Source organism: Comamonas sp. CMM03 (assembly GCF_019218715.1).
GTDB classification, from domain to species: Bacteria; Pseudomonadota; Gammaproteobacteria; order Burkholderiales; family Burkholderiaceae_C; genus Comamonas; species Comamonas terrigena.
In genome coordinates this window covers 552,879-571,160 of record NZ_JAHUXB010000003.1, presented here as the reverse complement: position 1 = coordinate 571,160, position 18,282 = coordinate 552,879, and the positions used below count along the sequence as shown (strand labels likewise).

11 protein-coding genes and 2 tRNA genes are annotated in these 18,282 nt (G+C 69.0%); 1 reads left to right on the top strand and 12 read right to left on the bottom strand.

Annotated features, from left to right (window positions below):
- Window positions 1-183 precede the first annotated feature (183 nt).
- A complete protein-coding gene (locus tag KW830_RS13375; RefSeq protein WP_066541624.1) occupies window positions 184-597 on the top strand; it encodes a VOC family protein in 414 nt (137 codons plus the stop codon).
- Window positions 598-674: 77 nt separating this feature from the next.
- Here KW830_RS13375 and recD read toward each other — a convergent pair whose 3' ends face one another.
- The 12 genes from recD to rsmB all read right to left on the bottom strand — a co-directional run bounded on the left by recD (window position 675) and on the right by rsmB (window position 18,248).
- Entirely contained in the window at window positions 675-2,732 is a 2,058-nt protein-coding gene (recD, locus tag KW830_RS13370) for an exodeoxyribonuclease V subunit alpha (protein WP_218333409.1), read from the bottom strand.
- Window positions 2,729-6,517, bottom strand: coding sequence for an exodeoxyribonuclease V subunit beta (gene recB / locus KW830_RS13365; protein WP_218333408.1), 3,789 nt, complete (start codon window positions 6,515-6,517; stop codon window positions 2,729-2,731). Before recB ends, recD begins: the two co-directional genes overlap by 4 nt.
- Window positions 6,514-10,062 carry an exodeoxyribonuclease V subunit gamma gene (gene recC, locus KW830_RS13360; protein ID WP_218333407.1) on the bottom strand — a complete coding sequence of 1,183 codons (3,549 nt, stop codon included), beginning with the start codon at window positions 10,060-10,062 and terminating at the stop codon, window positions 6,514-6,516. Before recC ends, recB begins: the two co-directional genes overlap by 4 nt.
- A 127-nt stretch (window positions 10,063-10,189) precedes the next feature.
- Entirely contained in the window at window positions 10,190-10,522 is a 333-nt protein-coding gene (locus KW830_RS13355) for a DUF3325 domain-containing protein (protein ID WP_218333406.1), read from the bottom strand.
- Window positions 10,519-12,177, bottom strand: a complete 1,659-nt coding sequence (locus tag KW830_RS13350) for a PepSY domain-containing protein (RefSeq protein ID WP_255578354.1) — start codon at window positions 12,175-12,177, stop codon at window positions 10,519-10,521. The genes KW830_RS13355 and KW830_RS13350 overlap by 4 nt, the downstream gene beginning before the upstream one ends.
- 35 nt (window positions 12,178-12,212) lie before the next feature.
- Entirely contained in the window at window positions 12,213-12,542 is a 330-nt protein-coding gene (locus KW830_RS13345) for an iron transporter (RefSeq protein ID WP_098066028.1), read from the bottom strand.
- A 265-nt stretch (window positions 12,543-12,807) separates the two neighbouring features.
- Window positions 12,808-12,883 (bottom strand) — tRNA-Phe (locus KW830_RS13340).
- Between the two features lie 128 nt (window positions 12,884-13,011).
- Window positions 13,012-13,087 (bottom strand) — tRNA-Phe (locus KW830_RS13335).
- Between the two features lie 58 nt (window positions 13,088-13,145).
- Window positions 13,146-13,859, bottom strand: a complete 714-nt coding sequence (locus tag KW830_RS13330) for a response regulator (protein ID WP_066541614.1) — start codon at window positions 13,857-13,859, stop codon at window positions 13,146-13,148.
- A 12-nt stretch (window positions 13,860-13,871) separates the two neighbouring features.
- On the bottom strand, window positions 13,872-16,226 hold the full coding sequence (locus tag KW830_RS13325) for an ATP-binding protein (protein WP_098066025.1): 2,355 nt from the start codon (window positions 16,224-16,226) through the stop codon (window positions 13,872-13,874).
- A complete protein-coding gene (locus KW830_RS13320; protein ID WP_083520657.1) occupies window positions 16,223-16,924 on the bottom strand; it encodes a DUF4390 domain-containing protein in 702 nt (233 codons plus the stop codon). The genes KW830_RS13325 and KW830_RS13320 overlap by 4 nt, the downstream gene beginning before the upstream one ends.
- On the bottom strand, window positions 16,884-18,248 hold the full coding sequence (gene rsmB / locus KW830_RS13315; protein WP_218333404.1) for a 16S rRNA (cytosine(967)-C(5))-methyltransferase RsmB: 1,365 nt from the start codon (window positions 18,246-18,248) through the stop codon (window positions 16,884-16,886). Before rsmB ends, KW830_RS13320 begins: the two co-directional genes overlap by 41 nt.
- Between the last annotated feature and the right edge of the window lie 34 nt (window positions 18,249-18,282).

Below are 18,282 nucleotides of genomic sequence, written 5' to 3'. Positions count from 1 at the left end.
CGGCCCAGCGCGCCCCGGGGCCCTCCGCACGGGCGTGCGGGGCATGCCGGGCGCTCGCCGCAGCAGGGCCTGCCGCCCTGCGCCCAGGGGTGCAGCAGCACCTGCACGACCCCAAGCCAGTTGACACCGGCATGACAAGATCTGCCCGGCAGGCCCGGCCGGGGGTGCTATCTTCGGCCCACTATGCAAAGCCTGTTTCACCTTGCCTACCATGTGACCGACCTGGACGCCGCGCGCCGCTTTTACGGCGGCGTGCTCGGCTGCCGCGAAGGCCGCAGCACCGACACCTGGGTCGATTTCGATTTCTTTGGCCACCAGATCTCGCTGCACCTGGGCCAGCCTTTTGCGGTGGCCAACACCGGCAAGGTCGGCAACCACATGGTGCCCATGCCCCACCTGGGCGTGATCCTGCTCAAGCCGGAATGGCTGGCCCTGGCCGAGCGCCTGAAGGCCGCCGGCACGCAGTTTGTGCTGGAGCCCCAGGTGCGCTTCGAAGGCGAACCCGGCGAGCAGTGGACCATGTTCTTCTACGACCCCAGCGGCAACCCCATCGAAGTCAAAGGCTTCACCAGCTGGGACGCGGTCTACGCCCACTGACCCCGCGGCGGCCTGCGGACGCTCTGCATTCCGCCCCACAGGACTGCAGGCGGTGCATGCCTGCACCCGCCTTGCACTCACGCAGCCGGCGGGGCCCCCAGAAACCGCAGCAAGCCGCTGCTGCGCTGGGTGGGGCTGCCAATGGCCGATGCCAGCAGCCCTGCCCCTTCGGACCACAGCGAAAACGCCTGGCGCGCACGCGTGATGCCGGTGTAGACCAGTTCGCGGTTCAGCACATGGCCGCCCTGCGCGGCCAGCACCAGGGCCGTGTGTTCGAACTCCGAGCCCTGGCTTTTGTGCACTGTCATCGCAAACGCGGTCTCCACCTGCGCCAGCCGCGCGGTGCTGACCGCATGCAACTGTTCGCCTTGCGCGAAGTAGACGCGCAAGCGCGAAGGATCGGCCCAGCTGGGCAGGGCCATGCCGATGTCGCCGTTGGACACGCCCAGCTGCGCGTCATTGCGCGTCACCATCACCGGGCGGCCCAGGTACCACTCGCCATCCTTGCGCAGCAGGCCCTGCCGCTCCAGCACCTGTTCGATGGCACGGTTCAGTCCCGCCACGCCCCAGTCGCCCTCGCGCACCGCACACAGCAGGCGAAAGCGGTCGAACGCCGCCAGCACCGAGCGCACCCAGTCCTGGTACGCGGCCTCATTGTCCCAGCGCGCGGCACGCCCGGCCTGCAGCTGCCGGGCGTAGGCGGCATAGCCGGCCTGCGTACCCCGGCCCTGCACCGCCATGGCGGCAATGGCCGTGGCCGGACCGCCCTGGTGGGCCCACAGCGCACCGTCCAGCCCGCTGCGGGTCTGCTCCAGCAGCAGGTGCTGCGCCTGCGCCGCATCGCCCGCATTCACGGCCAGCGCCAGCTGGCCGATAGGCCCGCCAAAACGCCGGCTTTCGCGCAGCATGACGGTGTGCTGGGCCAGGGGCATGGCGGCCTGTGCCGTGGTGAAGGCGGGTGCAATGGTCTGCCCCGCCACGCGCTGGGCATAGGCCACGGTGTCGGGCAGGTAGCCGCCGTCCTGCGCGCCGCGGCACAGGTCTCCGAGCACGGCGCCGGCCTCCACCGAGGCCAGCTGGTCCTTGTCGCCCAGCAGCACCAGCCGCGCGGTGGGCGGCAGCGCCTGCAGCACCGCCGCCATCATTTCCAGGTGCACCATGGACGCCTCATCGACGATGAGCACATCCACATCCAGCGGGTGGCCTGCATGGTGGCGGAAATGCCGCGTGTCCGGCCGTGCGCCCAGCAGCGCGTGCAAGGTGCGGGCAGCGCCCATGCGCTGCACCAGCGTCTTCAGATCCAGCCCGGGCTGCACCGCGTCGTGCAACTGCAGCAGTGCCGCATCGATGGACTGCTTGAGCCGCGCGGCCGCCTTGCCCGTGGGCGCCGCCAGCGCCACGCGCAGCTGCTGCGCGTCGGGCGCCGTGGCAAACAGCAGCGCCAGCAGGCGCGCGGCGGTATAGGTCTTGCCCGTGCCCGGCCCCCCGGTGATGACCGACAGCCGCCCGCGCAGCGCCAGCGCACAGGCCAGTTTCTGCCAGTCCAGGGGTGCCTGCGGCTGCGGCGGCCCGAACAGCCGGTCCAGCCAGTGGCGCACAGCCGTGTCGTCCACGGCCTGGGCTTCCACCGCCGTGCGGCGGGCCAGGTGCTCGGCCACGGTGCGTTCGTAATCCCAGTAGCGGCGCAGATACAGCAGCGGCTCGGCGCCGGGCAGCAGCACCAGGGGCTGGCCGGCATCGGCGTCGCGCCCCACCACGCGCACCACCGGGCTGCGCGCCAGCGTCGCCAGCCACGGCGCCACATCCGAGGGCAGCTGGGCCCACAGCGCCTGCTGCGCCGCCAGTGCCTCGGCCGGCCAGGCCAGCACGCTGTTGGGGGCCTGCACCAGCGCCTGCAGCGGCAGGCAGCTGTGGCCGCGCCCTTCCATCTGCGCCAGCACGGCGGCCGCCACCAGCAAGGCCGGCTCGGCCGCCGCATCCTGGCTGTGCACAAAGCGGGCCAGGGCCGTATCCAGCCGGCGCAGCAGGCCGGCATCGCTGAAACGGTCCAGCACCGTCAGGCTGTCGGCCACGCTCAGTTCCGGCGCTGCAAACAGGTCCAGGGTCTGCACATCGCGCACGCGTTTGGCCTTCATGGCTGCACCTCCTCGCCCAGCTCGGCATCCAGCGCATCCAGCAGGCGCAGCAGATCCGGGGACTGCGGCAGCACCTGCATGCCTTGTGTCACGCCATCGATGCCGCGCAAAAAGTAATACAGGGCCCCGCCCAGCTGCTGCGCCGGCACATAGGCATCGCCCAGGCGGCTGCGCAGCAAGCGGTGCAGCGCCAGCAGGTAGAGCGCAGCCTGCACGTCATAGCGGTGCTCCAGCATGGCCTGCGCCAGGGCCTCGGCGCTGTAGGCGCGGGCGTCCGCCCCCAGGTGGTTGGTTTTGTAGTCCAGCACCCAGTAGCGGCCCGCATGGCAGAACACCAGGTCGGCAAAGCCCATCAGCATGCCGTGCAGCTCGCGCTGCGGCAGCGCCGGGCGCTCCATCCCGGGCAGGATGAACTGGCGGCACAGGGCGTCGATGCGCGGCGCCGACAGCTGTTGCACTGGCAGCCAGAACTCCATCTCGGCCAGCACCGTCCCTTCCTGACCCAGCTGCACCAGGCTGACCGGCAGCGGCACCAGCGGCTGGTGGACCACGGCACGCAGCCAGCGCAGCACATCCAGCCCCTGGTCCTTGCGGCCGGCGCGTTCACAGCGGCGCAACAGCCGGGTTTCCAGCTCGTCCGGCGCAGCGCCCTCGTCAGGTGGCGCTGGCGGCAGGGCAAAACCTTCGCCAGCCAGCCATTCCAGCTGGTCGTGCAGAAAATTTCCCACCACCGGGCCGCGCATGAAGCGGTGCCATACGGCGGCGGTACCGGTGTCGGCGGAAGGCAACGGCAGCCCCTCCAGCCCCAGGTCGGATGGCGGTGGCGTGGCATCGCCGGCCGTGGACGGCACTTCGTCATCGGCCGGGTGCAGCGCCACCACCGGCAGCACCGGCACGCTGGCGGCGGCCATGGCACGGGTCAGCGCCGAAAAGCTGCCAATGCCCCAGCGGCGGTCGAATTCCGCCGCATACGGCTGCGCCGGGCGCAAGGCCGGCGCAGCCGCTGGAGGCTGCCAGCGCTGCACCGCCGGCAGCTCGGCCGGGGCATCCACCACGCGGATCTCCGGGCAGCCCTGTGCCAGGGCCTGCAGCTGGGCACGCCAGCCTTGCACGGAATGCACGGCATCGCCGGCCAGCACATAGCCGGCCGCACCCTGTTCGTTGACGCAGGCCTTGCCATTGCCGCGTTTCATCGGCGCCATGCCCATCCACAGCGCATGGCGTGGCCGGGTCAGCGCCACGTACAGCAGGCGCAGGTCTTCGCGCAGGCGCTCCCTGTCGGCCTGGGCCAGCTGGGTGCTGTCAAAGTCCAGCACCAGTTCCCGCGCCGGCCCGGCTTCGCCCTGCACCGGCAGCGACAGATAGGCCGTGCCCCGCTTTTCCACCGCACGGAAGCTGCCCGCGAACGGCAGGCAGACCACGGGATACTCCAGCCCCTTGCTCTTGTGCACGGTCACCACCTTGACCAGATCGGCATCGCTTTCCAGCCGCACGATCTGCGCTTCACCGCCGCCGCCCGGGCTGTCGACCTCGGTGGCCAGCCAGCGGATCAGGGCCTGTTCGCCTTCCAGCTGGGCGCTGGCCGTCTGCAGCAGCTCGGCCAGGTGCAGGTAGTTGGTCAGCCGCCGCTCGCCCCCGAGGCCGGCCAGCCAGCGGGCCGGCAGCTGGAAGCGGTACAGCGTCTGCCGCAGCATGGCCAGCACCCCCTGGCGCAGCCAGATGCCATGCAGCTCCTTGAGCTGTTCGCTGTGGGCGTCGAAAGCCTCTTCATCGGCGGCCAGCTGGGCCAGGGCTTCCAGCGACCAGCCCATCAGCCGGGTGGCCAGGCCGGCGCGCACGGCCAGGGCATCCAGTGGGGCAGCCACGGCACGCAGCCAGTACAGCAGGTCCTGTGCCTCGTCGCTGGCGAACACCGAATCCTGGTCCGACAGATAGACCGAGGCCACGGCGCGCTGCGCCAGCGCACGGCGCACGGCTGCCGCCTCTTTGCCGGTGCGCACCAGCACCGCAATATCGGCCGGGCGCAGGCGCTGCAAAGGCTGGGTGCCCTCGGCATAGCCGGTGGAGGCATCCATCAGCCAGCGCACGATCTGGTCGGCGCAATGCACGGCAAAACGCCGGCGGATGGCATCGCTGCTCAGCGGCTCCGCGCTAACCTCGCCATCCCAGACCACGGTCAGCGCGGGCATCGGGACCGGGCCTTGCATCAGCACCTCACGCCGGCCCTGGGCGGCCACCGGCTCGAACGGCAGCGGGTTCTGCGCGCTGCTGGTGCGGAACATGAAAGCACCCTCGCCCGGGCGCTGCTCCGCACCGGCAAACCAGTGGTTGATGGCCTGCACCAGCGCCTGGGTGGAACGGTAGTTGGTGCCCAGCACATAGTGCCGCCCGGCCGTGGCCTGCCGCGCCTGCAGGTAGCTGTAGATGTCGGCACCGCGAAAACCGTAGATGGACTGCTTGGGATCGCCAATCAGCAGCAGCGCACTGTCTGCGCTGTTGTCCCGGGTGCGGTAGATCTGGTCGAACAACCGGTACTGCAGCGGCGAGGTGTCCTGGAACTCGTCGATCAGCGCCACCGGGTACTGGGCCTGGATGCTGGCGCGCAGCGCCGGGCCGTTGTCGCCGGCCAGTGCCGTGTCCAGGCGCTGCAGCATGTCGGCAAAGCCGAAGGTGCCGGCCTGCTGCTTGAGCCATTGCAGGCGCAGCTGCACCTGGGCCGCCGCATGCAGGCGCAAGCTGCTGCGCAGGCTGGGCAGCTGCGCCAGGGCCTGCAGCACCTCGGCCAGTTCCTGCGATGCCGGCGGCAGATCCACCGGCGTATCGCTTTTGCGCGCCTCCTCCAGACCGGCGGGCACCAGCCGGGTGGCCCCGGTTTTCAGCTGCGCCGCCAGATCCGGGTGGGGCGCGGCAGCCCAGCGGCGCACGGTCTGCAGCCAGCCCTTGTAGTTGGCCGGCTTGAGCTTCAGCCCGTTCCAGGCGGCTTTGTGGTGGGCCAGCTGGCCGTCCAGCCAGTCTTCCAGGTCCTGAGCTTTTTGCTCCCAGCCGGCGGCCAGGGCCTGCAAGGTCTGTGTCTGCTGCGCCTGGGCAGCGGCAATGCAGGCCGCCAGCGTGCCCGCCCCGGCCGCCGGTGGCACGGGCTCGCGCAGCAAGGCCTGCATATCGGCCACCAGTGCGCCCACATGGGGCCACACGGCCAGGGCTTGTTCCAGCAACTCGCCCGACAGCGGGTAGCACTGCTGGCGCCAGTAATCGTGGGCGGCTTCGATCTGGCGCTGGCTTTCATCCGGCTCCAGCACCTCATCGAACAGATTGCCGCTGTCGAACGCGTGTTCGCGCAGCATGCGCTGGCACCAGGCATCGATGGTGTGGATGGCCGCGTCATCCATGCACTGCGCCGCCATGTCCAGCCGCCAGGCCGCCTGCTCGCGCACGGCCCCTTGCGGATAGGCGTCGCGCAGCTCCCGCAGGAACTGGTCGTGCGCTGCCGGTTCGGCCTCGCCGCGGAAGCACTGCACGGCCTCGATCAGGCGCGCCCGGATGCGGTCCGACAGCTCGCGCGTGGCCGCCCGGGTGAAGGTCATCACCAGAATGTCGGGCGGCATCAGCGGCCGCACAAAGCCCTGCTCTCCGCCATGGCCCAGCACCAGGCGCAGATACAGCGCGGCAATGGTCCAGGTCTTGCCGGTGCCGGCGCTGGCCTCGATCAGGCGCGAGCCCCACAGCGGAAAGCGGATGGCGTCCAGCACATGGCCGCTGGACGTGTAAGAGGCGTTCACGGTGCTCATGCGGACGGCTCCCCAGCGTGCACGCCATGTGTGCCTCTATCAACCCACAGGCAGGTGCTGCTCCAGTCCAGCAGCGGCCCATAGGCGGCCAGCGCCAGGGTGTCCAGCGCCCCGCTGGCCAGCAGATCGTCCCAGCCCGGGTAGCAGCGCGCCCAGCTCGGGCCCTGGCATTCGCCGTCCAGCACATGGCTGCCGGCATAGGCCTGCTCGGCCGCCTGCAGATCGCCGGCGGCCACCGCCATGGCGGTGCGCAGGGGCAAGGGCAGCGGGGCGTTCTGGCCTTGCAGCCACAGCTGCATCAGCTGCTGTAGCCGGGCCTGGGCGTCGGCCTGGGCCATGGGCAGTGCCCACAGCACCGTGTCGCGGGCCACCACACAGCCCAGCGCCGGGCTGCCCGTGGCCGACAGCGCCAGACTGCGCACATAAAAGCCCAGCAGCTTGTCGGGCCGCACCGCCCCCTCTTTGTCCAGCAGCGTGCGCGGGTCCATGGCAAACCAGGCCTGGTCGAAATGCCCGCCCCGTTCGCCGTCCCCGAGGGAGATGGCATCGGGCCGTTGCCGCAGGCCGTCCAGCCAGTCGTCCAGCACCACCTCGCCTTCGCGCAGCAGCACCCGCTGCCGGGGCGCGGTTTGCGGCCAGTCCTGCATCAAAGCCTGCCAGCAGCGCAGCGAGGGAATGACCTGCTGCTGCAGGGCTTCGGCCTCCCGCGCGCCCAGCCCCGCCAGTGGCAGGCGACCGGCACGTGCCAGCCGCTGCACCTGCCGGGCCACCTGCTGCGGCACATCCACCGGTGCAGCACCGGCCATCAGGGCCACCACATCCTGCTGCAGCTGCTGCACCAGCTGGTAGGCGGTCAGGCCGTCCACCTGGAACAGTTCGTCGTCCACCACCACCTTGTCTTCCTGCTCAAAGCGCACCAACAACCGGTGGCGCAGAAACGCCCGGGCGGGGTGGCGCAGAAAGTCTGCCAGGCGCGCCAGATTCAAGGGCACGTCCGGGTCCAGCTCCAGCGGCGGCATGCCGGGTGCCGTGGCGGCACTGTCCGCGGCATGGGCCGCATGCCATTCCCGGGCATAGGTGTGCAGCGGCGAGCCGTCCTCGAAATACCGGCGGCTGAACGGCTGCAACGGGTGCTGCCGGGTACGCTGCGCCAGCAAATCCCCTTGCGCCGCGGCATCGCCCTGCCAGCCCTGTGCCAGGTAGTCCCGCAGCTGGGATACCAGCACCGACGGCGGCTGCTCGCTGTTGTCGCGCACATGGCGCCCGGCCCAGCTGATGTACAGCATGCGGCGTGCGGACAGCAGTGCATCCAGCATCAGCTGGCGGTCGTCGTCGCGCCGGGCGCGGTCGCCCGGGCGTTGCTGCTGGGGCTGGGCCATCAGGTCGAAATCGGACCGGCTGGCGCGGCGCGGATAGTCGCCGTCGTTCATGCCCAGCAGGCACACCACCTCGAACGGGATGGCGCGCATCGGCATCAGCGTGCAGAAGGTGACGCCACCGGCGCGAAAGCGCTGTTCCAGCGCCGGCTCGGACAGCGCCTGCAGCCAGGCCTCCTGCGCCACCACCAGCGGCAGGTCGGCCTCGAATCCGGCCTGCTCGCACGCGGTCTGCCAGCGCACCAGGGCCTGGTCCAACGCGGCCAGCAAGGCCTGGTCTTCATCGCTGCGGCTGCGGAAGAAGTCCTCCAGCAGCATGCGAAAGCGCTGGGCCCACACCGCCGGCGCGGCGGGTTGCTGCGCCGTCTGCCACCATTGCAGCATGCGCTGCAGCAGGCTGGCCAGGCTGCCGGCCAGCTCGGCGCTCAGCCCCCCCACTTCATCGTAGGGCTCGATCCCGGAGAATGCCTGGGCCGGTACATCCACGGCCCCGCCGCTGGCGTAACCCAGCAGCATGCGCTGCAAGCCAAACCAGGCACTGTTGGGGTCACCGCAGGCCTGCAGCCCCAGCTGGGCACGCTGGGCATGGTTCAGCCCCCAGCGGATGCCCGCCCCGGCCATCCACTGCGTGAGCTGGGGCAGTGCATCGGCCGCCAGCCCCATGCGGTCGGCCACGGCCGGCACATCCAGCAGGTCGCACAGCTCGCTCAGACGGCAGCGCTGCTGTGGCAGGTGCAGCAGCCATTGCAGGGCCGTGACCAGCGGACTGCTGGCGCGGGCCCCCACATCGGCAATGTCAAACGGTATATGGCGCGCATCGTGGCGGCCGTACTGGCCGAACACGGCGCGCACCGCCGGCGCGGCCTCTTCAATCGACGGCAGCATGACCACCACATCGCGTGGTGCCAGCGCGGCCTGGCCTGCACCCGGCGGCTGGGCCAGCAGCTGCAGCAACTGGTCGTGCAGCACCTCCAGCTCCCGCACCAGGCCGTGCGCTGTGTGGAACACGATGGAGCGGTCGCTGGCCGCAATCGCCAGCGGCGGGTGCTCCGCCAGCGGTACCAGGTCGCGGATGCGCTGCTGCACCTGGGTCAGCAGCGGTGCCTGGGCCAGATCCTGGGCGTCGGCTTCGTCGTACACATCCACCCGCGGCCAGTTCCATTGGGCGGCGGTGCTGCTGGTGGTATCGAAGGCATCGAGCTGGCGCACATAGTCCCGGCTTTGCCGGGCCCACGCGGCCAGCAGCGGATGGGCATGGGCGTGCATGGCTTCCAGCGGGATCTGCGCCAGATCGCGCCCGCCCTTGTGCGCATGGCGACGGCGTTCCTGGCGCAGCAGCTCGCGCCCGTCGATGGCATCGGCCCAGTGAAAACGGCAGGGATTGGGCACCGCAATCAGCACCTGGCTGTGCTGCGCAATCCCGCTCAGGAACTGCATCAGCGACAGCGGCATCTGGCCCATGCCGAACACCACCACACGGCGCGCCAGCGGACTCACCGGCGGCTGGCCGGATTGCAATGCGCCCAGCACCCGCGCCAGCAGCGCCGGGCGGGTGGCGGCACGTTCATGTGGCTCCAGCTCGGCCAGCACTGCACGCCACAGCGCCGGCTGCCATTGCTGCACGGCGGGCACGGGCACATCCGGGCGGCCAGGGTTGCGCAGCACATCCTGCCCGGCAGCCCAGGCCTCCAGCCAGTCGGCACGGTAGATCTGGTACTGGTCGTACAGATCGGCCAGGCGCTCGGCGAGCTGCAGCAGGCGCTGGGGTTCGCCGGGGCGCAGAAAGTTGGCAATGGGGGCGAATTCCGGCAGCGCCAGGCATTGGGGCAGCAGGCGCATCAGCCGCCAGATCATCGGCGTCTTGTCCAGCGGCGATTCACGGGGTACTGCCTCCTTGCCCAGGATCTGGCGGTAGCTGCGCCAGACAAAGCGCGCCGGCAGCTCGACCCGCGCGGCGGCACAGACCCCCAACGTGTCGGCCATGCGCATCTTGAACCACTCGGCCATGCCATTGCTTTGCACCAGCACGGTCTCGGGCTCCAGCGCCTGCAGCGGGTGCGCCGCCAGCCACGCCAGCACCGTATCGGCCAGGGCCTCGGTCTGGTTGCCGTGCAGGGCGATCAGGCCCGGCTGCCATGCTGTGTCTGGTGCTTGCTGCGCTGCTGCCACATGCTCTCCTGCAGATGCCAGCAGGCCCCTGCCTGCTGGTCAAAGCCGAGAGCTTACCGTGTCCCACGCGCCGGCCGGGCCGGATGCGCCAGCGCACCGCCCCCGGCCATTGCCCTGCAGCAGCGCCTCAGCGCAGCAGACCCAGCCCCGCTACGGCCAGTACGGTGCAGACCGTGGCCACGGTGCGCAGCTGGCGCGGTGCATAGGTCAGCATCAGGCCGGTGAACAGGGCCGCGAACGTCAGCACCCCCAGCCATGCGGCCACCGCCACCGATGCGCCCCAGCCGTGCAGACACACCAGCAGCGAGCCCAGCAGCAAGGCGGTACCGACCGCCCGCCAGAGCCACATGCCGCGGACGCCGAGCTCTTCTCCCAGCATCTGCTCATGGTGGCGCTCCATGGCCAGGCTCAGGGCCGCAAACGCAGGCACGCCCCACAACAACGCGATCCAGGTGTTCATGGCTGTTGCTCCGGTGCCTGCAGCGCAGTCTTGGGCAGTGCCGAACCACCCGATGCCACCGCTGCGGGCTTGGCCGGCTGCGCCGCACGCTGGCGCCGCCACAGCTGGTAGACCACCGCGGCGTGCAGCAGCGCCAGCGCCCACATCATCAAATCAAAGCCGGCCACGCTCCACTGCCCGCGGGCAAGCGTGTGCCACAGGCCTGCGCCGCCCGTGGCGGCATTGAGCAGCGGCAGTGCGGCAAATGCCACTGCCGCCAGCGCCAGCTGTTCCAGCCACGCCTTGGCATGGGGGCGCAGCGCCGCATACACCAGGCAGGCCAGCCAGATGCCGAAGAACCAGTGGATCTCGGCTTCCGCGCGTTCGGCGATGCCGACCGGCACCCAGCGGTTGGCCACAAAGTAGCCCGCCACCGCCACGGACAGACCGGCGATCGAGGCCACATTCAGCACCTCCACCAGGCGATGGCCCCTGGGCGTGAAACCGCGCTTGCGGCGTTCCGGCAGGCGTTTGACCACCCACAGCACCATGCCGGTGGCCGCCATCAGCGTGCCCACCACCCCGGACAGAAACAGCAGCCAGCGCACGGCCGGGTCGGCAAAGCGCCCCAGGTGCAGCCCGGACACGCTGCCGATGAAGGTGTTGATGGCCGACGGCACGCGCGGCGCGGGCGCCTCCTGGAGCTGGCCGGTCACTCCGTCAAACACCAGGCGCTGGCCGCTGCCGCGGTTGCTCAGGCTGGAGGAGCCTTCTTCCCGCAGCTCCACCTTGGCACGGGCGGTATGGGGGTTCTGCACCGTGATGGCGGCCACGCTGCGCCCCTGCCACTGGGCCTGCGCGGCCTGCAGCATGGGGGCCAGGGGCGCCAGTGCGACCGGACCGGCGTCCGCCTGCCCCGCACGTCCTGCACGCCCTTCGCGGCCCTCGCGCCCGGCTTCGCGGGCGCCGCCTTGCGGTGGCGCGTTCTGCACCACGCCGCGCCGTTCCGCGTTGAAGCGCTGCGTGTCGCCGTCATACACGGCATGCACGCCCCAGGGCATGAGCATGGTCATCAGCAGCAGCAGGCCGCTGAACGTGATGACAATGTGAAACGGCAGCGCCAGCACGGCCGTGGCATTGTGCGCATCCAGCCAGGAGCGCTGTCCCTTGCGCGGGCGGAAGGTGAAGAAATCGGTGAAGATCTTCTTGTGCGTGATCACCCCGCTGAGGATGGCCACCAGCATCACGAATGTGGCGATGCCCACAATCCAGCGCCCCCAGATCCGGGGCATGGCATACAGCTCGAAATGGAAGCGGTACAGAAAGCTGCCGCCACGTGTTTCGCGCACGGGAATCACCTCCCCCGTGGCCGCATCCAGATAGGCCCGCTGCAGCCCTTCACGTCCCTGCGGAGCCCCTTGCGGGCGCCAGGACACGGCCACCGCCGTCTGCCGCACGCTGGGCAGGCTGATGGTCCAGGTGCTGGCATCCGGCGCCAGCTTCTGCATGCCCGCCAGCGCTTTTTCCGCCGTGTCGGCCTGGGGCACGGACACATGCAGCTCGGGGCGCATCCAGTCGTTCACCTCGTCCACAAAGTAGCTCAAGGTGCCGGTGAAGAACACCGCATAGAGCAACCAGCCCAGCAGCAGTCCGCTCCAGGTATGGAACCACGACATCGATTGGCGCAGTCCTTCGGGTTTACCGTCCAGCCTCATGCCTGACCTCCCGACAGCAGCCACGCGGCGGCCACCAGCAGCGCGGTGCCCCCGCCGATGGCGGCGCACACCTTGCGCGTGCTGCCGCAGGCAAACGCCCACAGCACCACCACGGCATACACCACGAACGACAGCACGGTGGACCACATCACGGCATCCATCCGGGACATGGACAGCCATTGCACGGCAGCCAGACCGGCTGCGGCGGCCCAGGCTGCGCTCAGGGCATAGCCCCCGCCCAGCGCGAACACCGCGCGCAGCAACACTTCCCCACGGTAGCGCCACATCGGCGCCAGCGGCACCTGCTTGCCGGCCGGGGCGCTCACCGCAGGCCTCCGCGCACCCGGCGTGGCACCGTCATTCCTCGATGGCCCAACCCGGCCCCCTGGTGTGGCTGCACTTGCACGACCATTCCTCACAAACTGCAAATAATAATTATTCTTATTTTAAGTATTTACCCCTGGAGGCACACCCGGCTTCAGCACCGATACGACACCGTTTACCGGAGATTTACGAGGCCGCCACCGTCCGGGGCCACGGAAGGCGCCATGCAAAAAGCCCCAGACCATGGCTGATCTGGGGCTTTGTATCTGGTGGCCTGGGACGGAATCGAACCGCCGACACAAGGATTTTCAATCCTCTGCTCTACCGACTGAGCTACCGGGCCGCATCTGGGCAATTATAGGGCCTGCCGAAGGCCTTTTCGGCCAGTTTCCCGCGCAATGCACAGGACTGCGCAACGCGGACTTCGGCATGAAAAAAGCGGAAGGTTTGCACCGTCCGCTTTTTCAATTTTGGTGGCCTGGGACGGAATCGAACCGCCGACACAAGGATTTTCAATCCTCTGCTCTACCGACTGAGCTACCGGGCCTGAAGCTCTCGATTATATACACAAATTTGGGGCCACCAGGAAAGTTGCGCCAAATTCTTCAACCATTGCGCTTGTTGCGGCCCAGGTCCACGCCCAGCTGGCGCAGCTTGCGGTAGAGGTGGGTGCGTTCCAGCCCGGTCTTTTCGGCCACACGGGTCATCGAGCCGCCTTCGCGTGCCAGGTGGAACTCGAAATAGGCCTTCTCGAAACCATCCCGCGCCTCACGCAAGGGGCGGTCCAGATCGAAGCCCTGGTGCGCGCTGAGTGCCGCGTCATGCAGGCCGGCGCGGCTGGACAGGGGCGCCACCATGCTGGGCACAGCGGCAGATGCCGGCAGGTCGCTGCCGGCCATGTCGCGGCGTTCGACATACACCGTGGATGCCGAGGCGGCAGGCGCAGGCGCGCTGCCCGCCTTGGCAAGCCCCTGCTCGACCGCCTTGAGCAGCTTCTGCAAGGTGATGGGCTTTTCCAGGAAGGACTGCGCCCCGATGCGCGTGGCTTCCACGGCCGTATCGATGGTGGCATGGCCACTCATCATGATGACGGGCATGGTCAGCTGCCCGGCCGTGGCCCACTCCTTGAGGAGGGAAACGCCATCGGTATCGGGCATCCAGATGTCCAGCAGGACCAGATCGTACGAACTCGCGTTGCGGGCCTCCCGGGCCTGGGTCGCGTTCTCCGCCAGGTCCACACTGTGACCCTCGTCGTTGAGGATTTCCGACAACAGATCGCGGATCCCCAGTTCGTCGTCGACCACCAGTATGTTTGCCATGTGTCTTGAAGCCTATGTACTGCGGTGCGCGGTCGCCATCCCTTCTGACGCCGCAGCGTTGTTTTCAGGGACGAATGATAGCGACACTTGTGCACCTTGCGCCACGCCCTCTTCGGTGCGGTTGGCCAAATCGATGCGAGCCCCATGCTCATCTGCAATTTTCTTGACCACGGCCAAGCCCAAACCCGTACCCCGAGCCTTGGTCGTCACATAGGGCTCGAAGGCACGCTGCAGGATATGGGGAGGAAAGCCCCCGCCGCTGTCGCTGATGGTCAACCGCACCCGGCGTGCGGTTTCCAGCCACTGGGTGCTGATGCGCACCGGCGGTGGTGCCACGCCCAGATTCTGGGCGTGCTGCTCGGTCGCGTCCTGGGCGTTTTGCAACAGGTTGTGGATGACCTGGCGCAGCTGCTGCGCATCGCCGGCAATGCGCGGGCACTGGGGGTCCAGCTCCACCTTCACCGGGACGCGGGCATTTTCTTCGCCGTACAGGTGCATCACATCCTGCACCAGGCCGTTCAGGTCCAGCGCCTGCAGCTCGGCCGCGGGCAGGCGCGCATAGTCGCGGAATTCATTGACCAGCCGCTTCATCGCGCCCACCTGTTCAACGATGGTGCGCACCGATTTCTGCAGCAGCGCCTGTTCGGCTTCCGGCAGCTTTCCCGACAGCTTCATGTCCAGGCGTTCCGCCGACAGCTGGATCGGAGTCAGCGGATTCTTGATCTCGTGCGCCACACGCCGGGCCACTTCGCCCCAGGCCTGGGAACGCTGGGCCGAGACGATTTCGGAAATATCGTCGAACACCAGCAGCCGGCGCTGGCCGGGCAGCTCGGCCCCGCGCACCACCAGGCTGGTCTTGTCGTGCAGCACTTCGCCGGCACGCGGGCCATCGGCCTGGTCGCCAGCGCCCAGCTCGAACACCAGTTGCCAGCGCTCGCGCCCCATGGAGGCGCCCTGCTCGCCCAGGAACAGCGCAAACTGTTCCTGCACCATGGCCGCAAAGCCCTGCAGCCCCGGCAGCTCGCTCAGCGCATCCCCCAGGTGCGCCGCCATCGGCAGGCGCAGGATCCGGGTCGCCCCCGGGTTGGTCGACAGCACGCGGCCCTGCGCATCCAGCACCAGCACCCCGGACGTCAGATTGTCCAGAATGGTCTGCAGGTTGGTGCGCGCGGACTGCACCTCCACCATGCTTTTGTCCACCGCCGTGCGGGCATCGGCCAGTTGCTGCGTCATCAGCGCAAACGAGCGGGTCAGTCCCCCCAGCTCGTCATTGGTCTGCAGCACGGCCTTGGGCCGCAGATCGCCCTGCGTCACATCGCGCACGCCCTGGGCCAGCAGCAGCAGCGGACGGGCCAGCTGGTTGCCCAGCAGCACCGCCAGCACCACCGTGCCGAACACGGCCAGGAACAGCGACAGCGTCAAGGTGCCGATGTACATGCTGCGCAGGCCTTCACGGGCCAGCGCACGCTCCTGGTATTCCCGGTTGGCCCCCTGCACGGCCAGTGCATTGGTCACCAGGGCCTGGGGCAAGGGCAGCACCACCTGCAGATAGCGGGGCTCTTCCAGCAGGCCCACGCTGGGGTTGCTCACCAGCGCCAGCGTGCGCACCCGCACCTGCTGCACCGCCTGGGCATCGTTGGGGTTGATATCGTCCAGGCCTTCGATGGTGGCCAGCGGCCGCTGGCTGCGCACGGTCCGCAGCTGCTGGCTGCTGGGCCGCTCGGGCTGCAGCGCAAACAAGGACTGCCCTGCCGTGCCCACGGCCTTGCCGTTGCTGTTCCACAGCACCACATCGCTGGCCCCCAGCTGGTCGCGGATGCGCTCCAGGATCAGCCCTGCTGCCGCATCCGGCACCTGGACCAGCTGCGCACTGGCCGTGCGCGTGTTGTTGGCCATGTCCTGGGCCACCGTCTCCAGCGTCACGCTGGCCAGACTGACGCCGGCGGACAGTGCCCCTTCCACCTTGACGTCAAACCAGCTTTCGATGGAGCGCGAGACGAACTGGTAGGACACCACATAGATCAGCAGGCCCGGCACCAGGCCCGCAATGCCGAAGACCGCCGCCAGCTTGAGCAGCAGCCGGCTGCCGAATTTCTTCTGCCTCCAGCGCACCAGCAGGCGCACCGCCATCCACAGCAGCACGCATAGCAAAATGCCCGCCACCAGCACGTTCAGGCCGAACAGCCACTGGTAGTGGCGCTCGTACAGTACCCGGTTGTTGGTGGCCAGCGTCAGCAGGAACAGCAGCACCATGCCGATGGCGCACATGACGGCGGCCACAATTCCCACGGTCCAGCGCACGGTACGGGCGCTGGGGGCATGCTTGCCGGCCGGCAGGGCCGCCGGCGCACCGGATTCAGTCGTCATCGCCATTCATGCGCGTCCACACGCTTGCTGCGGGATACCAGCATGCTCCAGCCGGAGCGCCCGAGATTGCCGATCTGCAGCGGCCGAGGCAGCTGCGCCGTGTCGATGCGCATCTGCAGCTCCAGTTGCAGCTCACCGCTGGAGGGCAGCTGCGACAGCTCGGCCACATTCCAGCGGGTAATGCGCCGCAGCGCCGACATCGCGTCTTCCAGCGTATCAAAGGTCACACCCAGGGAGACACCGCCTTGCCCCCGCTCGCTCAACGGGGATGCACCGGTGTACAGGCGCCAGCGGCGCGTCAGCGGCTGGTAGCTCAGTCGCATGTGGCGCTCCACCTCGGCCACCACCTTGTCGCTCCAGTACCAGCGCTCGCTGACCATGCGCACTTCCTGCACAAAGTGCACCGGAATGCCTTTGTACAAGGCGTCTTCCACCAGGGAAGGCAGCTCGAAATGCAGGGATGCGCTGAGCTGCAGCTTGTCGCCCGCCGGGCGCAGCAACAGCCCATCCACCGGCACGGCCGTGTCGGCCGCGGGCTCCAGCAGCAGCTCGGTACTGGTCGCACTGGCCAGTGTCTGGGCCTGCGCGCCGGGCAACGCCCAGAACAGGGCCAACGCCAGCAGCAGTGCACCGCACAGCTGCAGCGCGGCGACAAGGTCAGAGCGCCTTGGTAAACAGGGCGTAGAAAAAGCCGTCATGGTCACCTGCACCATTGTCCGGGAGTGCATCGCGGATCGGTGTGGTTCCGGGAATTAAATGCCCAGGCGATGGCTGATGTGTGGCATCAGTGTTGCGTGCAAGAAACGCTTTGACCTGCGCATCCCCCTCGGCCTTGAACACCGAGCAGGTGCAATACAGCAGCCGTCCACCGGGTTGCACCAAGGGCCACAGGGTGTCCAGCAGCTGCGTCTGGATGGCCGCAAGCTGCGCCACATCGCTTTCGCGGCGCAGCCAGCGCACGTCCGGGTGGCGCCGCACGATGCCCGATGCGGTGCATGGGGCGTCCAGCAAGATGGCGTCGAACTTCTGGCTTCCATTGGCCTGCTGCCACCACTGTGCGGGCTGGCCGGCATCGGCCACCAGCACCTTGGCCTGCGCGCCCACCCGCGCCAGCGTGTGGTGAATGCGTTCGGCACGCTGCGCATCGACTTCCAGGGCGGTGACCTGCAGGGCCTCGCCCCCCAGCTCCAGCAGGTGGGCCGTCTTGCCCCCCGGCGCGGCGCAGGCATCCAGCACCTGCAAGGGCCGGGACAGTTCCAGACCTTGCAGCAGCAGGGGCGCAGCCAGCTGTGCGGCACCGTCCTGCACCGACACCACGCCCTCGGCAAAGCCGGGCAAGGCATCGACCGGCTGGGGCTTGGCCAGCTGCACGCCATGCGCGCCGAACACCGTCGCTTCCAAGTGGACGGCTTGCAAGGCGCTCAGGTACTGCGCAGGCGTCGATTTCCGGGCATGCACCCGCAGCGCCATCGGCGCATGGGCGTTGTTGGCTTCCAGAATCTGCTGCCACTGCGCGGGGTATTCGCGCTGCAGGCGCTCGATCCACCAGCGGGGGTGGTTCCAGCGGGCCTGGGGGTCCGCGTCGGTCAGCGCCACCAGCGCATCCCGCTCGCGCAGAAAACGGCGCAGGCAGGCATTGATGAAGCCGGCCTGCCGTGCAGCGGGACCGCGCTTGGCCGCTTCCACCGCCTGGTTGACCAGCGTGAAGGGCGCATACGGTGCCTGGGCTTCATTCCACGCCAGCGCCAGTGCCGTGCACAGCAAGGCATCCACCTTGGGGGCCGGGGCCTTGGGCGCCAGCTGGGCGCGCAAGGCCTGGGCCCGGCCCAGATTGCGCAGCACCTGGAACAGCAGCGCCTGGACACCCGGGCGCAGCGCGGCCGGTACGGCCTGCAGCAGGCCGGTGCCCGATTGTCCGGCGCGGATGGCCTGCAGGGCCTGCGCCACCTGGTCCAGCAGCCGTGACAAGGCCACGGGCTGCGCCGGTTTTCCAGCAGCGCGGGAAGCAGATGAAGTCGTCATGAAATTACACGCCATGTGTACGGCGCCGGCCCCT

Coding starts and splice junctions, on each gene's coding strand:
- KW830_RS13375 (WP_066541624.1), top strand. CDS start 184: ATGCAAAGCCTGTTTCACCTTGCCTACCATGTGACCGACCTGGACGCC.
- recD (WP_218333409.1), bottom strand. CDS start 2,732: ATGAAGGCCAAACGCGTGCGCGATGTGCAGACCCTGGACCTGTTTGCA.
- recB (WP_218333408.1), bottom strand. CDS start 6,517: ATGAGCACCGTGAACGCCTCTTACACGTCCAGCGGCCATGTGCTGGAC.
- KW830_RS13355 (WP_218333406.1), bottom strand. CDS start 10,522: ATGAACACCTGGATCGCGTTGTTGTGGGGCGTGCCTGCGTTTGCGGCC.
- KW830_RS13350 (WP_255578354.1), bottom strand. CDS start 12,177: ATGTCGTGGTTCCATACCTGGAGCGGACTGCTGCTGGGCTGGTTGCTC.
- KW830_RS13330 (WP_066541614.1), bottom strand. CDS start 13,859: ATGGCAAACATACTGGTGGTCGACGACGAACTGGGGATCCGCGATCTG.
- KW830_RS13325 (WP_098066025.1), bottom strand. CDS start 16,226: ATGACGACTGAATCCGGTGCGCCGGCGGCCCTGCCGGCCGGCAAGCAT.
- KW830_RS13320 (WP_083520657.1), bottom strand. CDS start 16,924: ATGACGGCTTTTTCTACGCCCTGTTTACCAAGGCGCTCTGACCTTGTC.
- rsmB (WP_218333404.1), bottom strand. CDS start 18,248: ATGACGACTTCATCTGCTTCCCGCGCTGCTGGAAAACCGGCGCAGCCC.